Here is a 22,956-nt window from a genome sequence, read left to right as displayed (position 1 = left end):
GCACTTAAGTATCCAGAGTGCTAAAATGATAATTGCAATGATAAAATAAGAGGAGGACATTAAAGTGTTAAAACCTTTAGGTAATCGTGTAGTGATTGATTTGACTCAAAAAGAGGAAACAACCAAAAGCGGTATCGTTTTAACAGATTCAGCGAAAGAGAAACCTCAGGAAGGTACTGTTGCTGCAGTAGGTTCAGGTAGAGTCCTGGACAATGGTACTCGTATAGAAGTAGAGGTAAAACCAGGAGATAGAGTCGTCTACTCCAAATTTGCCGGTACTGAAATAAAACATGAAGACAAAGACTATTTAGTTTTAGCTGATAATGAAATTCTAGCAATCGTTGAGTAAAAGATAAAATAAAACCACTCAAATTTTTAGGAGGCAGAAGTAATGGCAAAGGAAATTAAATTTTCAGAAGATGCACGCCAGTCCATGCTGGACGGTGTGGATAAGCTTGCTAATGCAGTAAAAGTGACATTGGGGCCAAAAGGCCGTAACGTTGTTTTGGATAAACAGTTCACATCACCATTGATTACAAATGACGGTGTGACGATTGCAAAAGAAATTGAACTTGAAGATGCATATGAAAACATGGGTGCAAAACTGGTTGCTGAAGTTGCGAACCAGACAAACGAAATTGCCGGTGACGGTACGACAACCGCAACAGTTCTTGCTCAGGCAATGATTCAGGAAGGTCTTAAAAACGTAACAAGTGGTGCAAATCCTGTAGGTATCCGTACCGGTATCAATAAAGCGGTTGAGGCTGCAGTTGAAGAGCTTCAGAATATTTCCCGCCCGGTTCAGGACAAAGAATCCATCTCACAGGTCGGTGCGATTTCAGCAGATGATCCTGTTGTCGGTGAGTACATCTCCGAAGCTATGGAAAAAGTAGGGAAAGACGGTGTAATAACCATCGAAGAGTCACGTGGATTCAAAACTGAACTTGAAGTAGTGGAAGGTATGCAGTTTGACCGCGGTTACACTTCACCTTACATGGTGACAGATTCCGAGAAGATGATCGCTGATCTTGAGAATCCTTATATTCTGATCACTGATAAAAAGATTTCAAACTTCCAGGATGTTCTTCCGCTGCTGGAGCAGGTTGTTCAGCAGTCACGTCCGATTCTTATCATCGCAGACGATGTGGAAGGCGACGCAATGGCGAATATCGTGCTTAACAAACTGCGCGGTACTTTCACGGCAATTGCAGTCAAAGCACCTGGATTCGGTGACCGCCGTAAGGCGATGCTTGAAGATATTGCGATATTGACAGGCGGACAGGTCGTCACTGAAGATCTGGGGCTTGAACTGAAAGATACGACTATCGACATGCTGGGTAACGCTTCAAGAGTGAACGTATCCAAAGATGATACGACAATCGTTGAAGGTGCAGGCGAGACGAACAATATCGAAGCACGTATCGGCCAGATCAGATCACAAATTGAAGAAACGACTTCAAGCTTCGACAAAGAGAAGCTTCAGGAGAGACTTGCGAAACTTTCAGGCGGCGTGGCAGTGATTAAAGTAGGTGCTGCGACCGAAACTGAAATGAAAGAGCGTAAACTCCGTATAGAAGACGCATTGAACTCGACACGTGCTGCGGTTGAAGAAGGTATTGTTTCCGGCGGCGGTACAGCATTGGTGGCGGTTCATGAAAGAGTTGCGGGACTTCAGGAATCCGGCGATGTGCAGACAGGTATCAACATTGTCCTTAAAGCACTCGAAGCACCGTTGCGCCAGATCGTTGAAAACGCTGGTCTGGAAGGTTCTGTAATTGTTGAAAAACTTAAATCCCAGGACGTGGGCTACGGCTTTAACGCCGCAACTGACGAATGGGTGAACATGGTTGACGCAGGAATCGTCGACCCGACAAAAGTGACACGTTCAGCACTTCAGAACGCTGGTTCTGTTGCTGCGATGTTCCTGACGACTGAAGCAGTCGTTGCAGACATTCCGGAAGAAAATGGCGGCGGTGCCCCTGATATGGGCGGCGGAATGCCGGGCATGATGTAATCAGCCATTTATAAGCAGTAATAAAAAGCTTTCCAGAATTGATTTTCTGGAAAGCTTTTTTGCTATCTTCTTTTAATCTATATGGTAATAATGAACTATAATTTAATATTTATAAAATTAAATACTTTTAGATACGGTGTTCTAAGTCAGTTTGATTAAATCCGGGTTTAATGATATAGTTTGCGATGCAGTCGTAATAAGTATGTGAATACTTACACATATTAATGGTTTATTTTTAAATTATTATTATGAGGGAGTAGATATACATCAGTACACATGAACTCACAGAAGAAACGGGACAAAGTGATGATTATTCACTGGAGAGGGTCCCGAGAAACAAGAGAAACATGGGTTGGTTAAGCATTACCAACATTACATTCGGAATCGCTACTGCGATTTTTTATTTCCAGCTGGGAAGTGTCATGGCACTGCAGTTTGGCGCCATCAACGCAATTATTTCATCAGTTTATGCAATTATCGTAGCAGGAATCTTAAGTACATATATTTCATACTTGTCTGCTAAAAGTGGTTTGAACGTCAATTTAATGTCGAGAGGCGGCGGCTTCGGTTATATCGGGGCTTCGCTCACTTCGTTGATTTACGCATCGAACTTTATCATGTATTGTGCTTTGGAAGGTATGATACTGGTCTATGCGCTGAATGAATTTTTCCCTGCAATACCAATGTGGGTATATATTTTAGTTTTTGGTACGGTGGTCATACCGCTTAACTGGTTTGGTATCAAACAGTTGGACAAACTTCAAAAGTGGTCGCTGCCAATATTTTTTGTCTTTTTAGCTGCAGCTATTATTATGGCGTTTTTTGTGACGTCTGAATATACCGGTAATGTCTTTACTTATATGCCTGAAGGTGTTCAGGTCGGAGGTACCGCTTTATTATTATGTATTGGTATGCACCACGGTATCATGGGACTGACGGCATTGATACCTTCAGACTATGCAAGGTTTCTTAAACCGAAAGATATGAAAGCGACTGCGGCAATCGGTTTTATTCCACAGATATTCTGTTACGGAATCATGGGCGGACTCGGCATCTGGTTTGGTGTTCTGCTGTCAGAACCCAACCCGGGTGTCTATATCGTTCACCTGCTGGGTATCGGCGGGGCTCTGTTTACACTGATCACTCAGTTGAGAATTAATGTAACGAACATTTACAGCAGTTCGTTGTCATTATCAAACTTCTTTGAAAACATAGCGAACTTCAGACCTGGGCGCCGTTTTTGGGTCGTTGTGAGCGGGGTGGTCGCTATTATTTTGATGCTTGGCGGTATTACGGAGAACCTGGATACAGCATTGACATTCCAGGGAGTCTTCCTGCTGTCATGGGCATCGGTGCTGGTCGCAGATGCAGTGATAGTCAAAAGACTGCTGAAAATTGGCCCTGCATATTATGAAGCGAGACAGGACAACCTGTTCAAGTGGAATCCGGTCGGTGTAACGGCATTAATTGTTGCGAGTGGTCTCGGGACCATCGCAGCTTTAGGTTTCATGGGAACTTTCCTTGCGAGTACAGCAGCCTTTTTCGCTGCCCTGCTGGCGGCAGTACTAACGGTTGTGATCGCCATTCTCACCAAGGGTGCCTACTATATCAGACAGGAAAACAATGATATTCCCAAAGAAGACCATATAGCCTAAACAATCATGTTTCTTTTTATTTGATCTAAGAGCTCGTATAGAGAACATCAGCTGCCATAGAGATGAAAATGACTGTTATATGTGAATCACTGTTCTTATTACGGCACTTAATCAATTTTGTTCATATCCTGAAATGGAAAGTGAATTCTATGATGGTAGTTCAATAAGATGAAGAAAGCTCGGACAACGTATGTTCAATTGAAGAACATACTATTGTGAACCATGAAAAGCCGCTCATCCAAAGAGAAGGGTGGCCGGCTGTTTTTTCATGTTCATGTGTCGTTCTGCCCGATAATTTTATAAAGTCTTTCCACGGCTTCGCCGATATCTTCACTGTTGATGTTGGCAAAGCCGAGTATGAGATCTGCATGTCTTTTCGGTTCACTTTCATTCTCCAGTGAGAAGCGTTTCAGCGTATAGATCTCCAGTTTGTACTCTTTTGACTTTTCTTCAATGTAGTCATAACTTTTATCTGTCTTGAAACGGGCCATGAAATGCAGACCGGCAGGAATATCTTTAATATTCACCTTTCCGGCAAACTCTTTTTTCAGATGATCGATCAATAAAGTGCGCTTCATCTCATAGTTCTGGTTCATTCTTTTAATATGACGTTCGTACGCACCGGAATGAATGAAGTAGTGGAGGGTAAATAAAGACAGCGTATTATTGTAATTGATGACATGTGAAAATTTTTCTCTGTATATTTCCAGTATTTTAGGCGGCAGAACCATATAGCTGATTCTGAGCGTCGGCAGCAATGACTTGGAAAAAGTGCCCATATAGATGGTGCTCTGATGCTGGTCAAGACTTTGCAGAGACGGTATATTATTGGTTTTATATTTGAACTCACTGTCATAATCATCTTCGATTATAAACCTGCTCTCTTTTTTGGAAGCCCAGTTCAGCAGTTCAATCCGTCTTGAAATCGGCATGATTCTGCCCGTTGGAAAGTGATGGGACGGCGTGACGAATAAGAAATCGGCATTGGACTGCTCGACTTGTCTGATATCAATTCCCATATCATCTACAGTCATTAATTTCACTTCCAACTCGAGAGTATTGACGAGTAATGAATGAATTCTGGAATAACCCGGGGACTCCATTGCGACAGTCGTATTTTTAGCCTGCATCTGCATCAGTGAATGAATCAGGGGCTGTGCGCCGGCACTGATTACAATCTGTTCCGGTTCACAGTGTACGCCTCTGTTCAGGGATACTAGTTTCGCAATGCTTTCCCTCACGAGGTAAGGCCCCTGGGGATGGCCGATGACAGCCAGTTCATCTGCGTGATTGGTGATGGCTTCACGTTCAGCTTTCAGCCATTCCTTGAAAGGGAAGTTTTCCACATCGGCCGTCATATGTGACAGGGACAGCCATCCTTCCCTGCCCATCGGCTGTTCTTTTAAGTTTTCAGGGAACTGGTATGGTTTCGTTTTTGGAGATTTGAATTGGGTGATCTCTTCGACGTAGTATCCGCTGCGTTCAATCGTATATATGTATCCTTCAGCCAGAAGTTGTTCATAAGCATTGGTGACTGTATTGATGCTGATATCCAGCTGTTCAGCCAATGTTCTTTTCGCCGGCAGCTTTTCATGTGTTTTAAATTTTCTGTCTAGGATATCCTCTTTCAGCTGCTTATAAATCTTTTGATATAAATAGCCGGCATCCCCTTTTTTATCGATATTTAACAAATAAATGTCCATCATCCCCTTTGTGATACTAATGATTTTACGAATATATTCCTTTTAAACATATCAAAATAATGGAAGAATAATCAATGAATTGTAATATTTTATCCAGCCGGTTGTCAGTAATGTCGGTAACCAAAAGTGTTATTTGGTATAATTGCACAAATAGTTACTGAATGACGGCACAGGAAATCATCTGAAATATTGAAGGAGAGTTTATCATTGATGGTGAATTTTAAATATTTAAAAGGGTTTGGGATGCTTACTCGTATTCTGGCAGTCGTTTTTTCGAGCTTTGTCACAATATTGTCCACTTCGATTCCGCTGGTTTTATATTATCCGGAATTGAACAATGGAACTGTAATGCTGTTGATCGGTGTGCTTCTGCTGGGTTCCTTTTTGCCCCATGGTCTATTGACGCATATCGTCAATGATCTTGCTGATTTTAAATCAGGTACAGATGAACATAGTCCGGGTGTGCTTTCAGGAGGCAGCCGGGTCATCCAGACCAGGCAGTTTACATACAGACAGCTGAAATTATTCGGTATCGTCCTAAGTGCTGTCATGATGTCTGCAGCCATATTGTTTTTCATATCCGGTCATATCGAACTTGGCATACTGACGGTCATCGGCATATGGGGTGCACTGTCCTATTCAATAAAATCCTTCATCTTTGCTTACAGGCCCTTTGCAGGAGAGTGGCTCAGCCTTTTTCCGTCCATGCTGTTTCTGGGGCTGGCTGCACCGTGGATTATGCTGGATGCGAGTCCTTTATGGGCGTGGTTCAACGCTGCCGTCAATGCCGTATGGTGTATGGCATGGGTGATGGTGCACCATATGCCGGATATTGATGCCGATCAGCGTGCACGTCCTGTATGCGGCAAACAAATGGGGCAGGCGGGCGGCGCATATGCCTGCAGTCACTTACCTGACAGTGGTTGCTGTACTTGCAGTAATAATGACATCAACCCGTGAACTTGCCGGTCTGGTGACGCTGATTCTGTCAATCGTCACCATTCTCATGCTTTTTGATATGAAGAACAGCGATGTTGGAGCGGTGACGTCCGTTGAAAAAAAGATGCTGATCATGGCGGCTGTCACAGCCATATTTTTAGGAGTAACAATATAGGTCGCAGACAATCGTTTCAATAGTGTACAATGAAACCAAAAGGATATGAGGATGTGCTTCATGCGAAAATCATATTTGAAAAAACGTTTTCTGGCACTGTTGATCGACTATATCGTTATCTGGATCTACCTTATACTTCTGTTTTTACTCTTTGCCGCGATTTATATTTTATTTTTCGACAGCATTCCGGCCTTCGATGAAACGACTTCGCATCTGATGTCTTTATTTACAACAGTCCTCCCTGCAACCCTCGTCTTCTCATATATGGAATACAGATATCCTTATCAGACCTTCGGCAAAAGGCGGATGGGGCTGGAAGTGACATATGAAAGCCCTTCATATTGGTACAGTCTGCTGCGCAATGCGATGAAGTTTCTGCCGTGGCACATCGGTCATACCGGTGTGATCAGGGCAATGTACAATGATTATTCGGTCTTGTGGTTCATGGTTGGGAATATCGGTTTTTTGTTGGCCGTCATCTATATTCTGATGGTTTTATTCGGTAAACACTTTAAACATATTCCGGATATGATTGCCGGGAAAAGTGTCAGAGAAAGGGGCATAAAAATTAATGAAACGTAAAAAGAAAGTATGGTTATCAATCGGTGTACTGGTTTTAGTCTTTTTAATCATCATTCCTCTGACGGTGGGGCTGTTCAATTATTTTAAGCCCACGCCTGAAAATATTACATATGAAAGTGACGTTTATTCCACGGATTCTGTGGAGTTCCTTTATGATTTGACGTATGCGGACAATGAGGGCGGTGAAACGCATGAGCAGGAGATTTTTGATGAAGTGTACCGCATGATTGAAGAAGCGGAAGAGTTTTTGCTGATTGATATGTTTTTGTTCAATGATGATTATGATCACGGCGATCCGGAGCTGGATTTTCCTCCTTTGTCGGAGGAGGTATCCGATGCACTTGTTCAGAAAAAATCGGAGAATCCTGATTTGGAGATCATTTTCATTACAGACCCGATCAATACTTTTTATAAAACGTATGAACCGCCTCATATAAAAGAGATGAAGGCAGCCGGCATATCGGTCCATCAGACAGATCTGGCGCCGCTCCGTGACTCCAATCCGCTATACTCGAGCTATTACAGAGCGTATTTGCAGTGGTTTGGTTCGTCGTCCGCTGAATGGCTGCCGAATGCTTTGAGACCGGAAGGTCCTGACGTGAACTTGCGTTCCTATTTCAGCATGCTGAATTTCAAGGCGAATCACAGAAAGACGATCATGCATGAAGATTCGGCACTCGTTATGTCCGCAAATCCGCATGATGCGAGCTTCTACCATTCCAATATCGCATTTAAGGTTCAGGGCGGGGTGTTGGAAGAACTGATGCACTCAGAAAGGGCCGTCCTTGATATGGCGGGCATGGATACTTCTGTTTTTGATGAATTTGAAGTGAATACCGGTGATACTGAAGCGGGCGAATATGAAGTGCGTCTTGTGACGGAAGGGAAAGTGAAAAAGCAGGTTCTTGATATGGTTGAAGGTACGGCGGCCGGTGATACGATTCAGATGGGGATGTTCTATATTTCCGACAGGGAGGTCATCAATGCGCTTAAAGACGCTTTGAACAGGGATGTTCATGTACAGATGATTCTCGATGTGAACCAGGATGCTTTCGGCAATGAAAAAATAGGGATTCCGAACAGGCCGGTGGCGTCAGAATTGATGGACAATGAAAAGACGCCTGAAATCCGCTGGTATGAATCCCATGGTGAACAGTATCATGCGAAGTTTTTGATGGTGCAGTCAGATGATGAAGTGACGATTACAGGCGGCTCTTCAAACTTTACGAGAAGAAATATAGAAGATTACAATCTTGAAACAAACCTTACGGTGACCGGTTCTGCTGATTCCGAACTTATGACTGAAGTGACCGGGTATTACGACCGGATATGGAATAATGAGGACGGGACATATACTGCCGACTATGACACTTACAAAGAAGATGTATGGTGGAAAAATATATTATACAGAATTCAGGAAGACACCGGACTGTCCACATTTTAGGAAAATATGTTTATGACATGTATACGCAGGGAATTGAACTTATGAAAGATGAATCTGATCTTCATAGGAGGCGTAAAAATGAGAAGTATTATTTATATTATTGGTCTCATAGTAGTCATCGCAGCGGTATTATCGTTAATCGGTTTAATATAATTGATAAAAATGACATTTGTGAATATGAAATGAGGACCACGCATAAGTTCAGCATTATGAGCTTTTATTATGCGTGGTCTTTAATATGTTCAATTTTCGATTTTAAACTCGAATCTTTCTTCGCCGGTCTGCTCACCGTCTGAATAGGTGCGTTCCACAAAAGTGACGTTATCGGCGTAATCGATCAAAATGACGGTGGAGCACCGCGTGCCGTATTTGTCCATGTTGATGAACAGCGGAGATAAATTTTTCTCAATCTCTTTTGACAGGCCGGTGTCGGGGAGGTCTTCATTTTCAGCGGTATCATTATCTCTGAGCAGGCGGAACAGCGCATCGATATCGCCGTCATCATTTTCCATGATGTTTTTCAAGCCTTCTCTGCCTTTGACGACCTTCGGCCATGGCGTATCCAGATGATGATTGGACAGGCCGTGCAGCCCGATGTCGACTTTGATGACTTCATTATCATAGTTGTTCAAATAAAACATCTCATCCTGATCGCCGACGAGCAGGTTGAATCCTGCATAGTCGCTGCCGGTATTTGAAATGTCATTTAAATAATCAGCCGGATTCTGATCGCCCGTCAAATAGCCGCTTACAAGATGACCGCGGGATTTCTGGTGTGTGGACAGAAGCTCTTTTGTATTGCGGATGTTTGTCAGGGCGGATATTCTGCCGCTCTTCGTTATGCCGAGCCATGTTCCCATACCACGGAGATCCCTGCCGCCCAGAATGTCAGGGTTCTCTTCCCAGAAGTGTGCCGCTTTCGTCGGACGGCTGTACTCTTCATCACGGTTCGCAGCCATAACGAGTTTATATTTGCTGTGGTCATTCAGCTGAAAGTTGATTAGACACATGGAATCATTCCTATCGGTTTCAAGTTACATAATATTATACTTAAAATCGGCAGTGTGCTCCAATATGTTGATTTTAAGGCGGTGAATGCCGGCACAGCCCGCGATATGGGTACCGGCTCAGAACATAAAAAAAAACGGATGGAAAGTATCCATCCGTCTGTTTAAACTGATTATTTCAATGTTTTATGGACAGAAGCATCGAAGATGTCTTCTACCGCTTCATCCAATGTCGTATTGAACTCGTCATCCGACAATTCTTCTTTCAGGTCGGAAGCAAGGGCTCTTGAGAAGCTCGCGATCAGTCCTTCATTCTCTTTCAGCTTGTCATTTGCCTGACGGCGCGTGTATCCGCCGGAAAGTGCAACGACTCTTACGACCTGAGGGTGGTCGATAAGCTCTTTATAGAGGTTTGCTTTTGTCGGAATTGTAAGTTTCAGCATGACATATTCATCATCGTTCAATTGATTTAAGTGATCCATGATTTCATTTTTAAGAATTTCTTCAATCTGTTCTTTTTCCTCGGCGTGGATGCTCACTTCAGGTTCGATGATTGGTACAAGACCGGAAGCGACCGTGCGCTTACCAATTTCAAACTGCTGTTCCACAACGGATTTGATGCCTGATTCATTGGCTTCCAAAATGTTGGAACGCATTTTCGTACCGAAGATATTGCGTTCTACTGCACGTGACAGCAGATCATCCAGGTCCGGCATAGGTTTCATAAGCTGAACACCGTGCTCTTCGTCAGCAAGGCCTTTGTCCACTTTTAAGAATGGCACAATGCCTTTATCCGCTAAATAATCACCAGTATATTTTCCGTCGATTGTGCGGTCCATGGTCTGTTCGAATAAAATTGCTGCAAGAACTCTTTCTTTGTTGAAAGAAGGTGAAGTAATGATACGTGAGCGCATTTTATGCACCAGATCAAACATTTCCTCTTCGTTTGAGTACTGATCTTCATCAATTCCATAAGCTTTCAAAGCTTTTGGAGTACTGCCGCCGCTCTGGTCGAGTGCAGCGATAAACCCATCATCATTCTTCATTCTGTTAAATTGTTCCTGATTCACTCAAATCACTCCTAAATAATTTACTCTTCAATTATCATTATGCTAAATAAAGGCATTTCATGCAATGATTTAATCAGTATCAGTCCTTATAAAGGATAAGCACTGCAAATACACTGGCCGCAGAGAATTTAATATCAATGATTTCGGCATATGCATTTTCATACATGAACTCATCGATTTTCTTGTCCAGCCCCTTTTCGGTCATTGCACTCAATGTTTTTGTTTTCATAATTATCCACCCCTGATTACTATTTTACCCGAAATATTATAGATTAAATGAACTTTTTCTTTTATTTTCAAAGATTATTCCAATGATCAGCATCACTATGATGAAAAGAAGCAGGATCGTCACGTGGGTGAAGCTGTCGGACCATGTGATGCCGGGTTCTGCGTAGATCTGGGTGAAGTGGTACAACGGCAGGAATCTCGCGATATTCTGCACCGTCTCCCCAAGTACCTCTTCAGGAATGAATATCCCGGAAAGAAATGCCATACCGATGGAGATGAAATTTGCGATGCCATTGATTAGAAATTTATTCGTCGTGAGTGAAGAGATGACAAACTGCAATGACAGGGTGAAAAGACTGATCAGCAGGAGTGCGACGAAAATTTTATCCAGCGGCACACCGTCGAGACTGTCCCACCTGATGAATATCCCGCCGAAAAACAGGATGAGTACGGAAAAGATGCCCATGATGCTTTGTGCACTGATGATCTGCGCTGTATATGAAACGGTCTTCAGAGGCGACACTCTGACCCTGTCTCTCAGTTCCGGCTGATTGAATTCTGTCATGATGTTCCCTATGAACATAAGAAGCAGCAGCATGATGATATAGCCTGCAAAGTTTGTGTAAAACTTCATTCCTTCAAAGTCGGATGCTTCCGCAGTATTTTCAGGATCGGCAATATTTACCGTGATGCCGTGTTCAAGTGTCGATAATGTATTTTCCGTATCGACTGTGCCTGTGTAATTGTAATCTGCATCCAGAAACCGGAAGTATTTTGACACTTCATTATTCAAATGGATGCTTCCGGTGCCTCTCGGGTCGGTGAACAACTCAACCGCTGAAGCACCGTTTACGAATTTTGACTCGATATTTTCATCGATCACCACAGCGCCGTCAATTTCCATCAGATAAATTTCTTCAACCACCTGATCTCTGTCGTAATCATTGACGACATCCACATCGTTATTCGTACTCAAATGGTCGATCAGACCATCGGCAATTTCAGAATCTGCCTCATTGACGATTTTTATATCCATTGAACTGGTTTCAAAAGCCTCCCCGGACTGGTTCTGCGCGAACAGCACCGCGATGCCGAAGAACAGAAAAGTGACGATGATGACCATTATCTTATATCTCCAGAAGTGGAGGAGCATCCCTTTAAAGACTGTCATATTGTTTCCTCCTCAAGGCGAATAAAGTGAATATGAACATGACGACCGCAATTCCGATTAAAATGCCGAGTGTCATCATGTAATCATCAAAGTTGTCCATCAGATTGATTCTGAACAGTGTATCTGTCACCCGCGCCACCGGATTGAGGCTGTTTAGCAGCGGCAGATGTTCATTCACCAGCATCCTCACGCCGGGACCGATCATCCCCGCACTGAATGTCAGTGCAAGTAAAACGATGAGGCCGACGAATGTTTTGAAGTTTGCATTGATTTTCGGAAAGAGACCGATGGCAAAGCCGATACCTATACCGGAGATATTACCGAAAATCAGAAGGATTACGGTCGGCAGCAGTGTACTGAATAATGTGCCCTGATAAAATATCATCAAATAGGTAATGATGATGAAATTGGTCAGAAGTCCGAGGCTGAGGGCACCGACGGCACTTGCCATCAGCAGTTTCACTTTGCTGTATGGACTCGATTGGAACCTCGCACCCATCGTGCTCAAATTCGGCTGCACCGTTGTGATGAACTCGATACTCGAAAACATAGTATAGAACACCATCATGGCGATAAGAGAGTAGAACATGACCACCTGCGGTTCACGGTCGGCATGCGTTTCCACAATGAAATCATTATCAAAGGAAAAATTTTCCGGTGGAATGCCGCTTTCAAACATCTGGGTGATTTCATTCAAAACAGATTCTAGTATCGTCTGATCCAGACCGCTGTCAGTCACAAGCAGTTCATTATTTTCAGTAATGAATCCAGACAGTTCGTTATCCTCCATCAAAGTCAGCGCTTTTGATTCTGTTGTTTCCGTCACTTCGAGAAATTCAACATCCTCCAATATGACCGTCAGCTGATGGTCTTCTGTAATGCCGACCGGAATATCTTCCATGCCGTCACCGGTAATATTGGATGTTGTCAGTATGAAAAGTGTGGACAAAAGAAGCGGATAGAGCAGCGTCCAGAACCAGTAGCCGAAATCTTTGAAATTGATCAGCATCATCTGGTACGTCATTTTGAAAATACCCATCAGTCTCTCAACTCCTTGCCTGTCAGCTCCAGGAAGATGTTGCTCAGTGATGGTTTTTCGCTTGAAATCTGCGTGTAGGTCAACTGGTTCTCCTCAATGAATTTTATGAGATTAGGCAAATTGTTCTGGTGTTTTTCAAACTGGATGGTGTAAATCTCACCACTCTTTTCGACATTGACGACATTGGGCAGTGATTTGAGTTTTTTACGCAGATCTTCATCATCTAAAAAACTGACCGTAATGCTTTCCTGTGTGGAGATGGATCTCTGCAGTTCATTCAATGTGCCCTGTGCGATATTGCGGCCGTTGTCCATGATGACAAGGCGGTCACAAAGATCTTCAGCCTCTTCCAGGTAATGGGTCGTATAGACAACGGTCGTTCCGTTATCCTTCATCTTCTTGACGCCTTCAAGTATAAAGTTGCGGCTCTGTGCATCCACTGCGACGGTCGGCTCGTCAAGAAACAGAAGGTCCGGTTTATGTGCGATGCCGCAGGCGATATTCAGACGTCTTTTCATACCGCCGCTCAGCTGTCGCGGGCTGAATTTCCGGTATTTTTCAAGACCGACGAACTCGATCGCTTCATCCACCAGCTTTTTACGGGTTTTGCTGTCTTTAACATAAAGCCCGCAGAAAAAACTGATGTTTTCGACGACATTCAGATTATTGAATATCGCGATTTCCTGTGGCACCACGCCTATGCGCTGTTTTATATCATTATTGTTCGGATCGACTTTTTCTCCAAAAATTTCAATTTCGCCCTTATCGAATTTCAATATGGAGAGCATGCAGTTTATGGCCGTCGTTTTACCGCAGCCATTCGGACCGAGCAGACCGATGATTTCATTTTCACCGGCTGAAAATGAAAAATGGTCCAGTGCGATGACTTCTTTATATCGTTTGATCACATCTTTCATCAGTATCATTTTTTAAGACCCTCCTATTACATTTGTTAATTTAAGTTTATAATATAATTTGAGATGAGGTCAGTGCCTCCTGTAATGAAGTGATATGACATTTGTCATGAAACGGGGTGGATAAGATGCGTGATATATTGGAAAAAATGACGGTGTTCATGATGCTGACGGTGATCTATGTACTGTTCAGCGATGAGGCGAGCGTATTCATAGTGCTGACGGCATTTATCATTCTGTTTCTTCCTGAAGTACTGAAGGTGAAATATCTGCTGGAAATCGTCACGGTTCTGTTTACGGTACTTGTATTCATGAATACGGAGTGGATTTATTATTTTCCGCTGCTGACGCTGCGTGTACATAACAAATACGGTATATGGTCATACCTGCTGTTACTGATGTTTGTAATATATGAAGAGTGGCTGCTGCTTTTGTTTTCATTGGCCGGTTTTTATTTGTCGGCACTGAACTTGAAACTCATGTCGCTGGAGTCGGATAATCGGAAGATCAGGGACCGGCTGACCCATGATAATATGCAGTTGAAGGAAAAGCACAACGAACTGATGAAAAGTCATGAAAAAGAAGTGTTCAGCGCCAGTCTGAATGAACGTAACAGAATCGCGCGCGATATGCATGATGCGCTGGGGCATTCACTGTCTGGCAGCATTTTATTGATAGAATCGCTGCAGTATGTGGATGATGAAGAGAAAATAAAATCCTCTTTGAAGACGCTTCAGGAACGGTTGAAGTCCGGGATGGACGATATCAGGAACAGCATCCACCATCTGTATGATACATCAATCGATTTCAGAAGCAGGGTGGAAAGTTATGTCGATGATATGCGTCCGGATTATGATGTCGATTTTCAGTATAATGTCGAGATGACGATGTCCCATGAATTGAAACTGGATCTCTTATCCATCGTCATGGAATCTTTGACGAACATCCGCAAACATTCAGATGCGGCGGCGGTAAGCATCATCATCAGGGAGCATCCGGAATATATCATCGTTGCAATCAATGATGACGGCAGCGGCAGCAAGAAGAGGGAACACGGCATGGGGCTCCAGTCGATGAAGGAGACCGTGAGAAAGTATAACGGCGTTTTCAATACGATGGATGATGATGGCTTTAAAGTCCATGTTTTCCTGTATAAGGAGGAAATATAAAATGAACGTAATCATAGTGGATGATGACGCACTGGTGGTTTCAGCACTGACAACGATTGTGGAAAGTGCAGGTCATACGGTTGTGGCATCGGGCTCAAGCGGCAGGGAGGCTGTCCGGCTGTTTGAAACCCATCAGCCGGATCTTCTGATGACGGATATCCGTATGGAAGATATGACGGGACTCGATGCGAGCAAGATGATTCTGGACAGATATGAAGATGCGAATATACTGCTGATCACAACGTTCAAAGACGATGAATATATAGCCGAAGCATTGCGGGTGGGGTGCAAAGGGTATCTGCTCAAAGATAACTTTACCGGCATCATCCCCGCCGTACAGGCGATAGAAGCGGGCAATATGGTGTTCGACAGCAATATCGTCAAAAGCATGTCAGGAACGTCCAGGCGTAAAAAACTGGATGAACTGTCAGAGCGTGAACGGGATATTCTCGAATTGGTCGCAGACGGTCTGAACAATAAAGAAATCTCCGAACGGTTATATTTGAGTGAAGGCACCGTCCGAAACTATATATCCCAGATGCTCGGCAAACTGGAGCTGAGAGACCGGACACAGCTTGCGGTATATTATTATAAAAACTAGGGGGTCATATGGAAGTGAAAATCAGAAAAGTACGCGTGGAAGATTCAGAAAGAGTCGCTGAAATCTGCCGGAACGGTTGGCTGGATACTGTCGATGACCGGTTGTCTGATACTTATAAACTTAAAAATGTGAAGTTCTGGTATTCGCTGGATAAAGTGGCACAGGATATCAAAAAGGGGCAGTACAGCTTTGTGGCTGAAGTGGATGACACCGTCGCCGGCGTCATCGGCGGCGGAATGATCAGCGGCAGTGAAAATGAAGTGTTTGTCTTTTACATGGACCGGGACTATCGCTACATGGGGATCGGTAAACAGCTGCTCCACGTATTTACCGGACATTTCAAGAAAAAAGGCGCGTCTGTCCAGTGGGCGTCTGTGCAGGAGGGAAATTCGCTCGGCCTGCCGTTTTACGAGTCCAACGGTTTTTATTTTCAAAGTGTGAAAGAGATGGATACGGGTACAGGAGAAGTTCAGAGATCATTAAGGATGAAGAGGGAGCTTGAATAATATGAAGAGATTACTGGATTGCAGTGCATCGGATTTTTTTAATATGACGGGCCGGGAGCTGAAGCAGTCGATCAGGGCGAGTGAGGGCCGGGTGATCATGACTGAAACGATGACCACGCCGGAACCGCTGTATCCGGATATTACGAATGCGGAACTCGCAGCGTCGTTCGGGTCGGATATCGTTCTTTTGAATCTGTTTGATGTGTCTGATCCTGCGGTCAGGGGACTGGACGTTGAGAACGGCGATGAAGTCGTCTATGAATTGAAGCGGCTGCTCGGACGGCCGGTCGGGATCAATCTGGAGCCGGTGGATGCCGGTGCAGATGCGCATGAAACTTTGGATGAAGTGCCGGACGGGAGACTCGCTTCGGCTGAGAGTCTGGAGCGTGCCCGTGAGCTGGGGTTTGATTTCGTGTGTATGACAGGCAACCCGAAAACAGGTGTGACAAATGAAATGACGATTGAGGCAATCAGGAACGCGCGGAAAATTTTCGGAGACGACGGTCTGATTATTTCAGGCAAGATGCACGGTGCAGGTGTTTCTGGTGAATCGGGCGGAGACATCATTTCTGAACATGTGATTGAGCAGTTTACCGCTGCAGGTGCAGATATCATACTGATGCCGGCGCCGGGAACTGTACCCGGGATGACTGTGGATAAAGCGCAGAAATATGTGGACTGTGCGCATGAAAATGGGGCACTTGCATTGCTTACGATCGGAACCTCGCAGGAAGGTGCGGATGAACATACAATCAGACAGATTGCGCTCAATTCCAAGATGGCAGGTGCGGATATGTATCATTTGGGGGACACAGGGTATTACGGTATTGCAGTGCCGGAAAATATCATGACGTACTCCATAGCCGTACGCGGCCGCCGTCACACATACGTCCGGATGGGCCGGTCGGTTAACCGGTAGATTGTGCATTCGTACCATCGGTCAAGGGAGAGTGGTTTGGCGGATGAAACGATTAAGTCGGCGTGAAATCCGGGTATGCTCGGATTTTGCATCGGAAAACGATTAAGTCGATGTGAAGTCCGGATATGCTCGGATTTGTCACTGGAAAACGATTAAGTCGATGTGAAGTCCGGATATGCTCGGATTGTGCATCGGAAAACGATTAAGTCGATGTGAAGTCCGGATATGCTCGGATTTGTCACTGGAAAACGATTAAGTCGGTGTGAAATCCGGATATGCTCGGATCCGCACCCGCACCGATTACTTTGAGATGATTCCAGCAGCCAAGATGTCCCTGATTAAATAAAATCCATCAAAACTAACTACTTGGTATTGCCGAGTAGTATTTTATTATGTTACTATATGGTTATACAAAGTAGGTGGATGAATCATGTCAAGAACTCAATTGCTTAAAGGAATTCTGGATGCATGTATTATGACGGTCATCAGGGAACAGCCTGTCTATGGTTATGAACTGGCACTGAAGCTCCAGGATGCGGGTCTGCCTGAAATTACTCAGGGTACGATATATCCGGTGCTGCTGCGTCTTCAAAAGAAGGGTTACATCACTAGTGAGCAGAGGGAGTCGCCGGCGGGGCCGAAGCGGAAATATTATTTTTTAACCTCTGAAGGAGAAATCGAACTTGAAAATATTGCTGACGAATGGGAAAACATAGTAATCCCGGTCAATAAACTTCTTGGAAAAGGGGATGTGAATAATGGAGATGACTAAAACGCTGATTCAGGAGAACAATGACAAGCGTGAACAGCTTACAGAAGATAATAAAAAAGTGTATGAAGATTTTTTAGTATATTTGAGAACAGATCTAAGGATCGATGAACATCAGGGAGAGGAAATTTTGATGGAGATTTTGAATCACCTGCTCGAAGCTCAGGCGGATGGTGTACCAGCCGACGAGATTTTCGGTAATGATCCGAAAAGCTTCGCAGATGAACTGATTGCTGAACTGCCTTCTGAAAAGAAAAGAGGACGCACTGGTTTTATTGCCGGACAGTTTTTAAGAATTGCCGCATTTTTACTGATTGTTCAAGGCGTCATGACTTTCATACTTCCTTATTTCACGGCAGTTGACACATCAGTCGGCGTCGGAAACATGATACTTCTGGGCATCCTGATTACTGTCATTGTTCTCGCAGCAATCAGAGTGGTATTCAGACTGCTCCGTCAATCATTGTTTAAAGATAATCCGAAAAAGGCGGAACGGATGGCCATGCTGAAGGCGGCTGTCTACGGAATGATCGGTTTTGGCACCATCATGGCAGCAGCTTTATTTGTTCCTGATTTCGGTCCTGTCATCAATATGGAGTGGTGGACGTATGTTGCAGCAGGTTTAGTTTTATACGGCCTCAGCAAATGGATAAATAAAAAAGCTCATCCAGAGAAGGAAGTCTCTGAACAAGCATAGCCTGTTTAACCGAATACTTTATCCCACTGGTCACGGCCGGCGAGCATTTTTTTGGCGATTTCTTTGGCGCCTTCAAGGCTGTGGCTTGCCGCCCAGCCGCACTGGACTTCGTTGCATGCCGGTACTTCATCGGCTTCTAAAACATCGTTCAATGTCTTTTCCATGACATTTTGGATGTTGTCGTAATTATCATCATTCAATACTGATAAATAAAAGCCTGTCTGACATCCCATCGGACTCAGGTCGACTACTTTATCATGATGGTTGCGGACGTTTTCCGCCATGAGGTGTTCGATGGAATGAAGTCCCGGCATCTCCATATGCTCTTTATTCGGCTGGCAGAATCGGATGTCATATTTATAAATGACATCACCATGTTCGCCCTCACTTGTTCCGGCAAGTCTGATATATGGTGCAGCGACTTTCGTGTGATCGAGGTTAAAACTTTCGACATTCATCTTTGTCATAGTACTCTCTCCTTAAAAGTTTTGTTAAAATAATGATATATGATTAAACTGGATAATACAAAGGACAGGAAACAGCGTTGAAAGTGTTTTTTTAATATATTATATCTTATAATGACTATAAATGGATTTGTGTATGCAAATGAAATTGGAGGATATGAATAATGCCAACGACTAAAATATTCGGCCATCGCGGAGCTATGGGACATTACCCGGAAAATACGATGCTCGGCTTCAATAAAGCCCAGGAAATGGGTGCAGATGGCATTGAAATTGATGTTCATTTGACGAAAGATAAACAAGTCGTGGTGATGCACGATGAAAACGTGGACCGTACAACGACGGGTAAGGGTCTGATCAAAGATTGGAAAATTTTTGAGCTGAAGAAAGTTTCAACGGGCATGAAGTTTAAAAAACTGCCAAAATATAATGATACATGGCACAAAGAAAGAGTGCCCGAATTGTTCGAAGTGCTTGCTCTCGTTGCCAATAATGATATGGTCATCAACATCGAACTGAAAACAGATGTCCATGATTACCCTGGAATTGAAAGGGAAGTGCACCATGTTGTCGCTTCTCATGGCATGAAGGAAAGAGTGGTGTTCTCATCATTCAACCTGGAGACGTTGAAACGTTTGAAAAAGCACGATTCGAATGTGAGAGTTGCTTACCTCACCAACGAACTGCCTGAAAATTATGAAGAGATGATAGATAAATATGATTTGGAAGCCATTCACCTGAATGTCAAATCCGCTCTTGAAAATATTGAACTCATGAAAGAGAAAGGCATATTCTTCAGAATATGGACAGTGAATGACAGAGAACAGATGCAGCAGCTGATCAATGCAGGCGTCCGGGGCATCATCACCGATTACCCGGATACTGCACTCGATATAAAAGAACAATGAATGATAAAAGCCTTCATTATGGAATGAAGGCTTTTATTCATGCAGTTATTAAAGGCTCCAGTAGAGATATCCTTTGGATTCAAATTCATTTTTATCCAGTATGCTCTTTACATCTATGAGCACTTTACGGTCATCTTTGAATAATTTATCCAGGGTGTCGAAATTGATTTTCTCAAGATACTCAGCGTGTGGTACAGCAAGGACAACGCAGTCGAGATCGGTCAGATCTTCGTCGGATACAAGCTGGATGCCAAGGTCTCTGTCCACAGCTTCAGGCACCGCAACCGGATCGTGGACCAGCACATTGGCGCCGTAATCCTCAAGTTCATCAATGATGTCGGTCACTTTGGTATTGCGGACGTCTGCCACATTCTCCTTGAAAGTCAACCCTAAAACTGCAACTCTCGCTCCGTCTATCAACTGCTTGGCTTTAATCATCTTTTTGATGATATTGCTCGAGATATGTTTACCCATATCATCATTGATCTTTCTGCCCGCGAGGATGATCTGTGAATGGTAGCCGAGCTGTTCAGCCTTGTAAGTGAAGTAGTACGGATCAACGCCGATGCAGTGTCCGCCGACAAGGCCGGGCGTGAACTTCAGGAAGTTCCATTTGGTGCCGGCAGCTTCGAGCACCGCGTTCGTATCGATGTCCATCTTGTTGAACACCATCGACAGTTCATTCATGAAGGCGATATTTATATCTCTCTGAGAATTTTCAATCACCTTTGAAGCTTCCGCGACTTTAATGGATTCCGCTTCATGGACGCCGGCTTCGATGATGGAGCTGTAGATGTCAGAAATCTCTTTCAATGCCTCATCGTCCGAACCGGATACGACTTTGACAATCTGCGTCAGTGTATTTTTCTTATCTCCGGGATTGATACGTTCGGGCGAATAGCCGACTTTGAAATCTTTGCCATACTCGAGACCGGATTTCTCCTCCAGAATCGGAATGCAGATCTCTTCCGTCGTGCCGGGATAGACCGTAGACTCATAAACGACAATCGAACCTTCAGTGAGATTTATGCCGACAGTTTCACTCGCGCTGATCACAGGTGTCAGGTTCGGTGTCTTATCCGTATTGATCGGTGTCGGGACCGAAACGACAAAGAATTTTGATTTTTGAAGCTCAGACTCGTCACTCGTAAATGCCATTGTCGTATTTTCAAGTGCCGCATCTCCGACTTCTTCTGTCACATCATTGCCGTTTATATACTGGTCCAGTTTCTCCTGGTTCACATCGAAGCCGATGACATTGTATTTCTTTGCAAATTCTACTGCAAGTGGCAGGCCGACATAGCCGAGGCCGATGACCGCCAGGTTTTCTTCACGGGCTTCCAATTTTTCATATATATTCATAACATCTGTACCTTTCTGTTTTCAACTGTTCTCGCTTGTATTTCCATCTCCATTATTATACATTTTATCACGATGACATGCATCCAATCCATTCATAAAGTAGAATGTTCACAGGGCATATGATAAAATTAGTGAATGTGATTTATATAATAAAAAGATGAATGTTATAAAATACAGATGGAATTTTTGCCGGTATATTCAATGGTGAGGCAAAAACTGGGAGTGTAAAGATTTATGAAAATCGCAGTAATCGGCACAGGATATGTGGGACTTGTCACAGGCGCCTGTTTATCTGAAATCGGCAATCATGTGACATGTATAGATATTGATGAAGAAAAAATCGAAACTTTGAAACAGCGTGTCAGCCCGATATATGAAGAGGGATTGACAGAGCTTCTCAATAGAAACATAAACCAGTCCCGTCTGAAGTTTACAACGGACTATAGAGAGGGGCTGCAAGACAAAGACATCGTTTATATTGCTGTCGGCACACCCCAAAATGATGACGGTTCAGCTGACCTTACGTCGGTGAATGCGGTATGTAAATCTTTGGCATCCCACCTCACAAGAGATGTCATCATCGTAACGAAAAGTACGGTACCTGTCGGGACGAATGAATATATCAAAAAAGAGATCGAGGACAGGCTGGTTAATGATGTGACAATAAAAATCGCATCCAACCCGGAATTTTTAAGACAGGGCTCTGCCGTCTACGATACATTCAACGGAGACCGCATCGTCATCGGGGCCGAGGAAGAGACGGTGCTTGATGCGCTGGAAGAGGTCAATGCCGGATTCAATCTGCCGATTGTCCGGACGAACTTAAGGAGTGCAGAAATGATAAAGTATGCATCCAATGCGTTCCTTGCGACAAAGATCAGCTTCATCAATGAAATGGCAAACTTATCCGAAAAGATCGGTGCGAACATTGATGATGTTGCAGAAGGGATGGGCATGGACGGAAGAATCGGCGGTGCATTTTTAAATGCGGGCATCGGGTACGGCGGCTCATGCTTCCCTAAAGATACGAGAGCGATCATCTCAGTGGCGAAAGATGCTTCGTATGATATGCAGATCCTTGAAAATGTCGTGGATTCAAATGAACGCCAGAGAGGCATCATCGTTGATAAAGTCAAAGAGCGCTTCGATTCTCTCGAAGGAATGAAAGTGGCGGTGCTTGGACTTGCCTTCAAGCCGAATACGGACGATCTGCGCGAAGCCCCTTCAATTTCCGTGACGGCAAGACTTATCGAAGAGGGCGCTGAAGTCCATACCTATGATCCGGCTGCGATGGATAATGCTAAAAATATTTTGTCGGATCAAGTGAACTATGCAGTTGATATCAGAGAGGCTGTCGCACATGCGGATATCGCGATCATCTTGACGGAATGGCAGGAAATCAAGGAATTCCCGCTCGATGAATATAAAAATCTCATGAATGAAGCGGTGATATTTGACGGCAGAAACTGCTTCACTTTAAAAGAGGCTGAAAACAGCGGTGTGGAATATCACTCCATTGGCCGTCCTTCAGTCAGAAAATAAACACCAGTGAAAAGTCGACTTTACAGTCGGCTTTTTTGCATTACGGAGTGGTCACAGTATGTGTGATAACTTGTTTAC

24 protein-coding genes are annotated in these 22,956 nt (G+C 43.9%); 15 read left to right on the top strand and 9 right to left on the bottom strand.

Annotation, left to right across the window (positions count from 1 at the left end; all coding sequences use genetic code 11):
• Nucleotides 1-64 precede the first annotated feature (64 nt).
• From groES to BLR15_RS07615, 3 genes are all read left to right on the top strand, one after another.
• Nucleotides 65-349, top strand: coding sequence for a co-chaperone GroES (gene groES, locus BLR15_RS07625; RefSeq protein WP_092986235.1), 285 nt, complete (start codon nt 65-67; stop codon nt 347-349).
• 42 nt (nt 350-391) lie between these two features.
• Nucleotides 392-2,014: a chaperonin GroEL gene (gene groL, locus BLR15_RS07620; RefSeq protein WP_092986233.1), complete on the top strand. Its 1,623-nt coding sequence runs from the start codon at nt 392-394 to the stop codon at nt 2,012-2,014.
• Between the two features lie 260 nt (nt 2,015-2,274).
• Complete coding sequence (locus tag BLR15_RS07615; RefSeq protein WP_245696684.1) at nt 2,275-3,669, top strand: purine-cytosine permease family protein; 1,395 nt, start codon at nt 2,275-2,277, stop codon at nt 3,667-3,669.
• Between the two features lie 272 nt (nt 3,670-3,941).
• Here the strand turns inward: BLR15_RS07615 and gabR are convergent, their stop codons facing one another.
• Complete coding sequence (gabR, locus tag BLR15_RS07610) at nt 3,942-5,360, bottom strand: MocR-like transcriptional regulator GabR (protein ID WP_245696678.1); 1,419 nt, start codon at nt 5,358-5,360, stop codon at nt 3,942-3,944.
• A gap of 222 nt (nt 5,361-5,582) precedes the next feature.
• Between gabR and BLR15_RS07605 the strand changes: the two genes are divergently transcribed.
• The 4 genes from BLR15_RS07605 to BLR15_RS07595 all read left to right on the top strand — a co-directional run bounded on the left by BLR15_RS07605 (nt 5,583) and on the right by BLR15_RS07595 (nt 8,512).
• Nucleotides 5,583-6,332 (top strand): prenyltransferase, encoded by a 750-nt coding sequence (locus BLR15_RS07605; RefSeq protein ID WP_245696677.1) that lies wholly within the window; start codon nt 5,583-5,585, stop codon nt 6,330-6,332.
• Complete coding sequence (locus BLR15_RS14255; RefSeq protein WP_245696676.1) at nt 6,316-6,486, top strand: hypothetical protein; 171 nt, start codon at nt 6,316-6,318, stop codon at nt 6,484-6,486. The genes BLR15_RS07605 and BLR15_RS14255 overlap by 17 nt, the downstream gene beginning before the upstream one ends.
• A gap of 75 nt (nt 6,487-6,561) precedes the next feature.
• Complete coding sequence (locus BLR15_RS07600; protein ID WP_176754093.1) at nt 6,562-7,068, top strand: RDD family protein; 507 nt, start codon at nt 6,562-6,564, stop codon at nt 7,066-7,068.
• Nucleotides 7,058-8,512: a phospholipase D family protein gene (locus BLR15_RS07595; RefSeq protein WP_092986227.1), complete on the top strand. Its 1,455-nt coding sequence runs from the start codon at nt 7,058-7,060 to the stop codon at nt 8,510-8,512. Before BLR15_RS07600 ends, BLR15_RS07595 begins: the two co-directional genes overlap by 11 nt.
• 242 nt (nt 8,513-8,754) lie before the next feature.
• On the opposite strand, the gene BLR15_RS07590 is transcribed toward BLR15_RS07595, so the two are convergent.
• From BLR15_RS07590 to BLR15_RS07570, 6 genes are all read right to left on the bottom strand, one after another.
• A complete protein-coding gene (locus BLR15_RS07590; RefSeq protein ID WP_092986225.1) occupies nt 8,755-9,522 on the bottom strand; it encodes an NRDE family protein in 768 nt (255 codons plus the stop codon).
• Between the two features lie 170 nt (nt 9,523-9,692).
• On the bottom strand, nt 9,693-10,589 hold the full coding sequence (locus tag BLR15_RS07585; protein ID WP_092986223.1) for a fructose bisphosphate aldolase: 897 nt from the start codon (nt 10,587-10,589) through the stop codon (nt 9,693-9,695).
• A gap of 79 nt (nt 10,590-10,668) precedes the next feature.
• Nucleotides 10,669-10,818 carry a hypothetical protein gene (locus BLR15_RS14030; RefSeq protein WP_176754092.1) on the bottom strand — a complete coding sequence of 50 codons (150 nt, stop codon included), beginning with the start codon at nt 10,816-10,818 and terminating at the stop codon, nt 10,669-10,671.
• Nucleotides 10,819-10,854: 36 nt separating this feature from the next.
• Nucleotides 10,855-11,988, bottom strand: a complete 1,134-nt coding sequence (locus BLR15_RS07580) for an ABC transporter permease (protein WP_092986221.1) — start codon at nt 11,986-11,988, stop codon at nt 10,855-10,857.
• Complete coding sequence (locus BLR15_RS07575) at nt 11,975-13,027, bottom strand: ABC transporter permease (protein WP_092986219.1); 1,053 nt, start codon at nt 13,025-13,027, stop codon at nt 11,975-11,977. The genes BLR15_RS07580 and BLR15_RS07575 overlap by 14 nt, the downstream gene beginning before the upstream one ends.
• The gene (locus tag BLR15_RS07570; protein WP_092986217.1) at nt 13,027-13,953 is read right to left on the bottom strand and encodes an ABC transporter ATP-binding protein; all 927 of its coding nucleotides are present in this window, start codon (nt 13,951-13,953) and stop codon (nt 13,027-13,029) included. The genes BLR15_RS07575 and BLR15_RS07570 overlap by 1 nt, the downstream gene beginning before the upstream one ends.
• A 116-nt stretch (nt 13,954-14,069) precedes the next feature.
• Between BLR15_RS07570 and BLR15_RS07565 the strand changes: the two genes are divergently transcribed.
• The 6 genes from BLR15_RS07565 to BLR15_RS07540 all read left to right on the top strand — a co-directional run bounded on the left by BLR15_RS07565 (nt 14,070) and on the right by BLR15_RS07540 (nt 18,602).
• Complete coding sequence (locus tag BLR15_RS07565; protein ID WP_092986215.1) at nt 14,070-15,110, top strand: sensor histidine kinase; 1,041 nt, start codon at nt 14,070-14,072, stop codon at nt 15,108-15,110.
• Between the two features lies 1 nt (nt 15,111).
• Nucleotides 15,112-15,711: a response regulator gene (locus BLR15_RS07560; RefSeq protein WP_092986213.1), complete on the top strand. Its 600-nt coding sequence runs from the start codon at nt 15,112-15,114 to the stop codon at nt 15,709-15,711.
• 8 nt (nt 15,712-15,719) lie between these two features.
• Nucleotides 15,720-16,217 carry a GNAT family N-acetyltransferase gene (locus BLR15_RS07555; RefSeq protein WP_092986211.1) on the top strand — a complete coding sequence of 166 codons (498 nt, stop codon included), beginning with the start codon at nt 15,720-15,722 and terminating at the stop codon, nt 16,215-16,217.
• A 1-nt stretch (nt 16,218) separates the two neighbouring features.
• Complete coding sequence (locus tag BLR15_RS07550; RefSeq protein ID WP_092986277.1) at nt 16,219-17,136, top strand: DUF7916 family protein; 918 nt, start codon at nt 16,219-16,221, stop codon at nt 17,134-17,136.
• 427 nt (nt 17,137-17,563) lie between these two features.
• On the top strand, nt 17,564-17,908 hold the full coding sequence (locus BLR15_RS07545) for a PadR family transcriptional regulator (protein WP_092986209.1): 345 nt from the start codon (nt 17,564-17,566) through the stop codon (nt 17,906-17,908).
• A complete protein-coding gene (locus tag BLR15_RS07540) occupies nt 17,895-18,602 on the top strand; it encodes a DUF1129 family protein (RefSeq protein ID WP_092986207.1) in 708 nt (235 codons plus the stop codon). The genes BLR15_RS07545 and BLR15_RS07540 overlap by 14 nt, the downstream gene beginning before the upstream one ends.
• A gap of 5 nt (nt 18,603-18,607) precedes the next feature.
• Here the strand turns inward: BLR15_RS07540 and BLR15_RS07535 are convergent, their stop codons facing one another.
• A complete protein-coding gene (locus BLR15_RS07535; RefSeq protein WP_092986205.1) occupies nt 18,608-19,069 on the bottom strand; it encodes an S-ribosylhomocysteine lyase in 462 nt (153 codons plus the stop codon).
• 161 nt (nt 19,070-19,230) lie between these two features.
• Here BLR15_RS07535 and BLR15_RS07530 point away from each other — a divergent pair, with 161 nt between their 5' ends.
• Entirely contained in the window at nt 19,231-19,974 is a 744-nt protein-coding gene (locus BLR15_RS07530) for a glycerophosphodiester phosphodiesterase (protein ID WP_092986203.1), read from the top strand.
• A gap of 48 nt (nt 19,975-20,022) precedes the next feature.
• Here BLR15_RS07530 and BLR15_RS07525 read toward each other — a convergent pair whose 3' ends face one another.
• Nucleotides 20,023-21,336: a nucleotide sugar dehydrogenase gene (locus BLR15_RS07525; protein WP_092986201.1), complete on the bottom strand. Its 1,314-nt coding sequence runs from the start codon at nt 21,334-21,336 to the stop codon at nt 20,023-20,025.
• A 234-nt stretch (nt 21,337-21,570) separates the two neighbouring features.
• Here BLR15_RS07525 and BLR15_RS07520 point away from each other — a divergent pair, with 234 nt between their 5' ends.
• On the top strand, nt 21,571-22,878 hold the full coding sequence (locus BLR15_RS07520; RefSeq protein WP_092986199.1) for a UDP-glucose dehydrogenase family protein: 1,308 nt from the start codon (nt 21,571-21,573) through the stop codon (nt 22,876-22,878).
• Nucleotides 22,879-22,956 lie beyond the last annotated feature (78 nt).

The organism is Lacicoccus qingdaonensis, assembly GCF_900101075.1.
Taxonomy (GTDB): Bacteria; Bacillota; Bacilli; order Staphylococcales; family Salinicoccaceae; genus Lacicoccus; species Lacicoccus qingdaonensis.
This window is presented reverse-complemented; position numbering and strand designations above follow the sequence as displayed.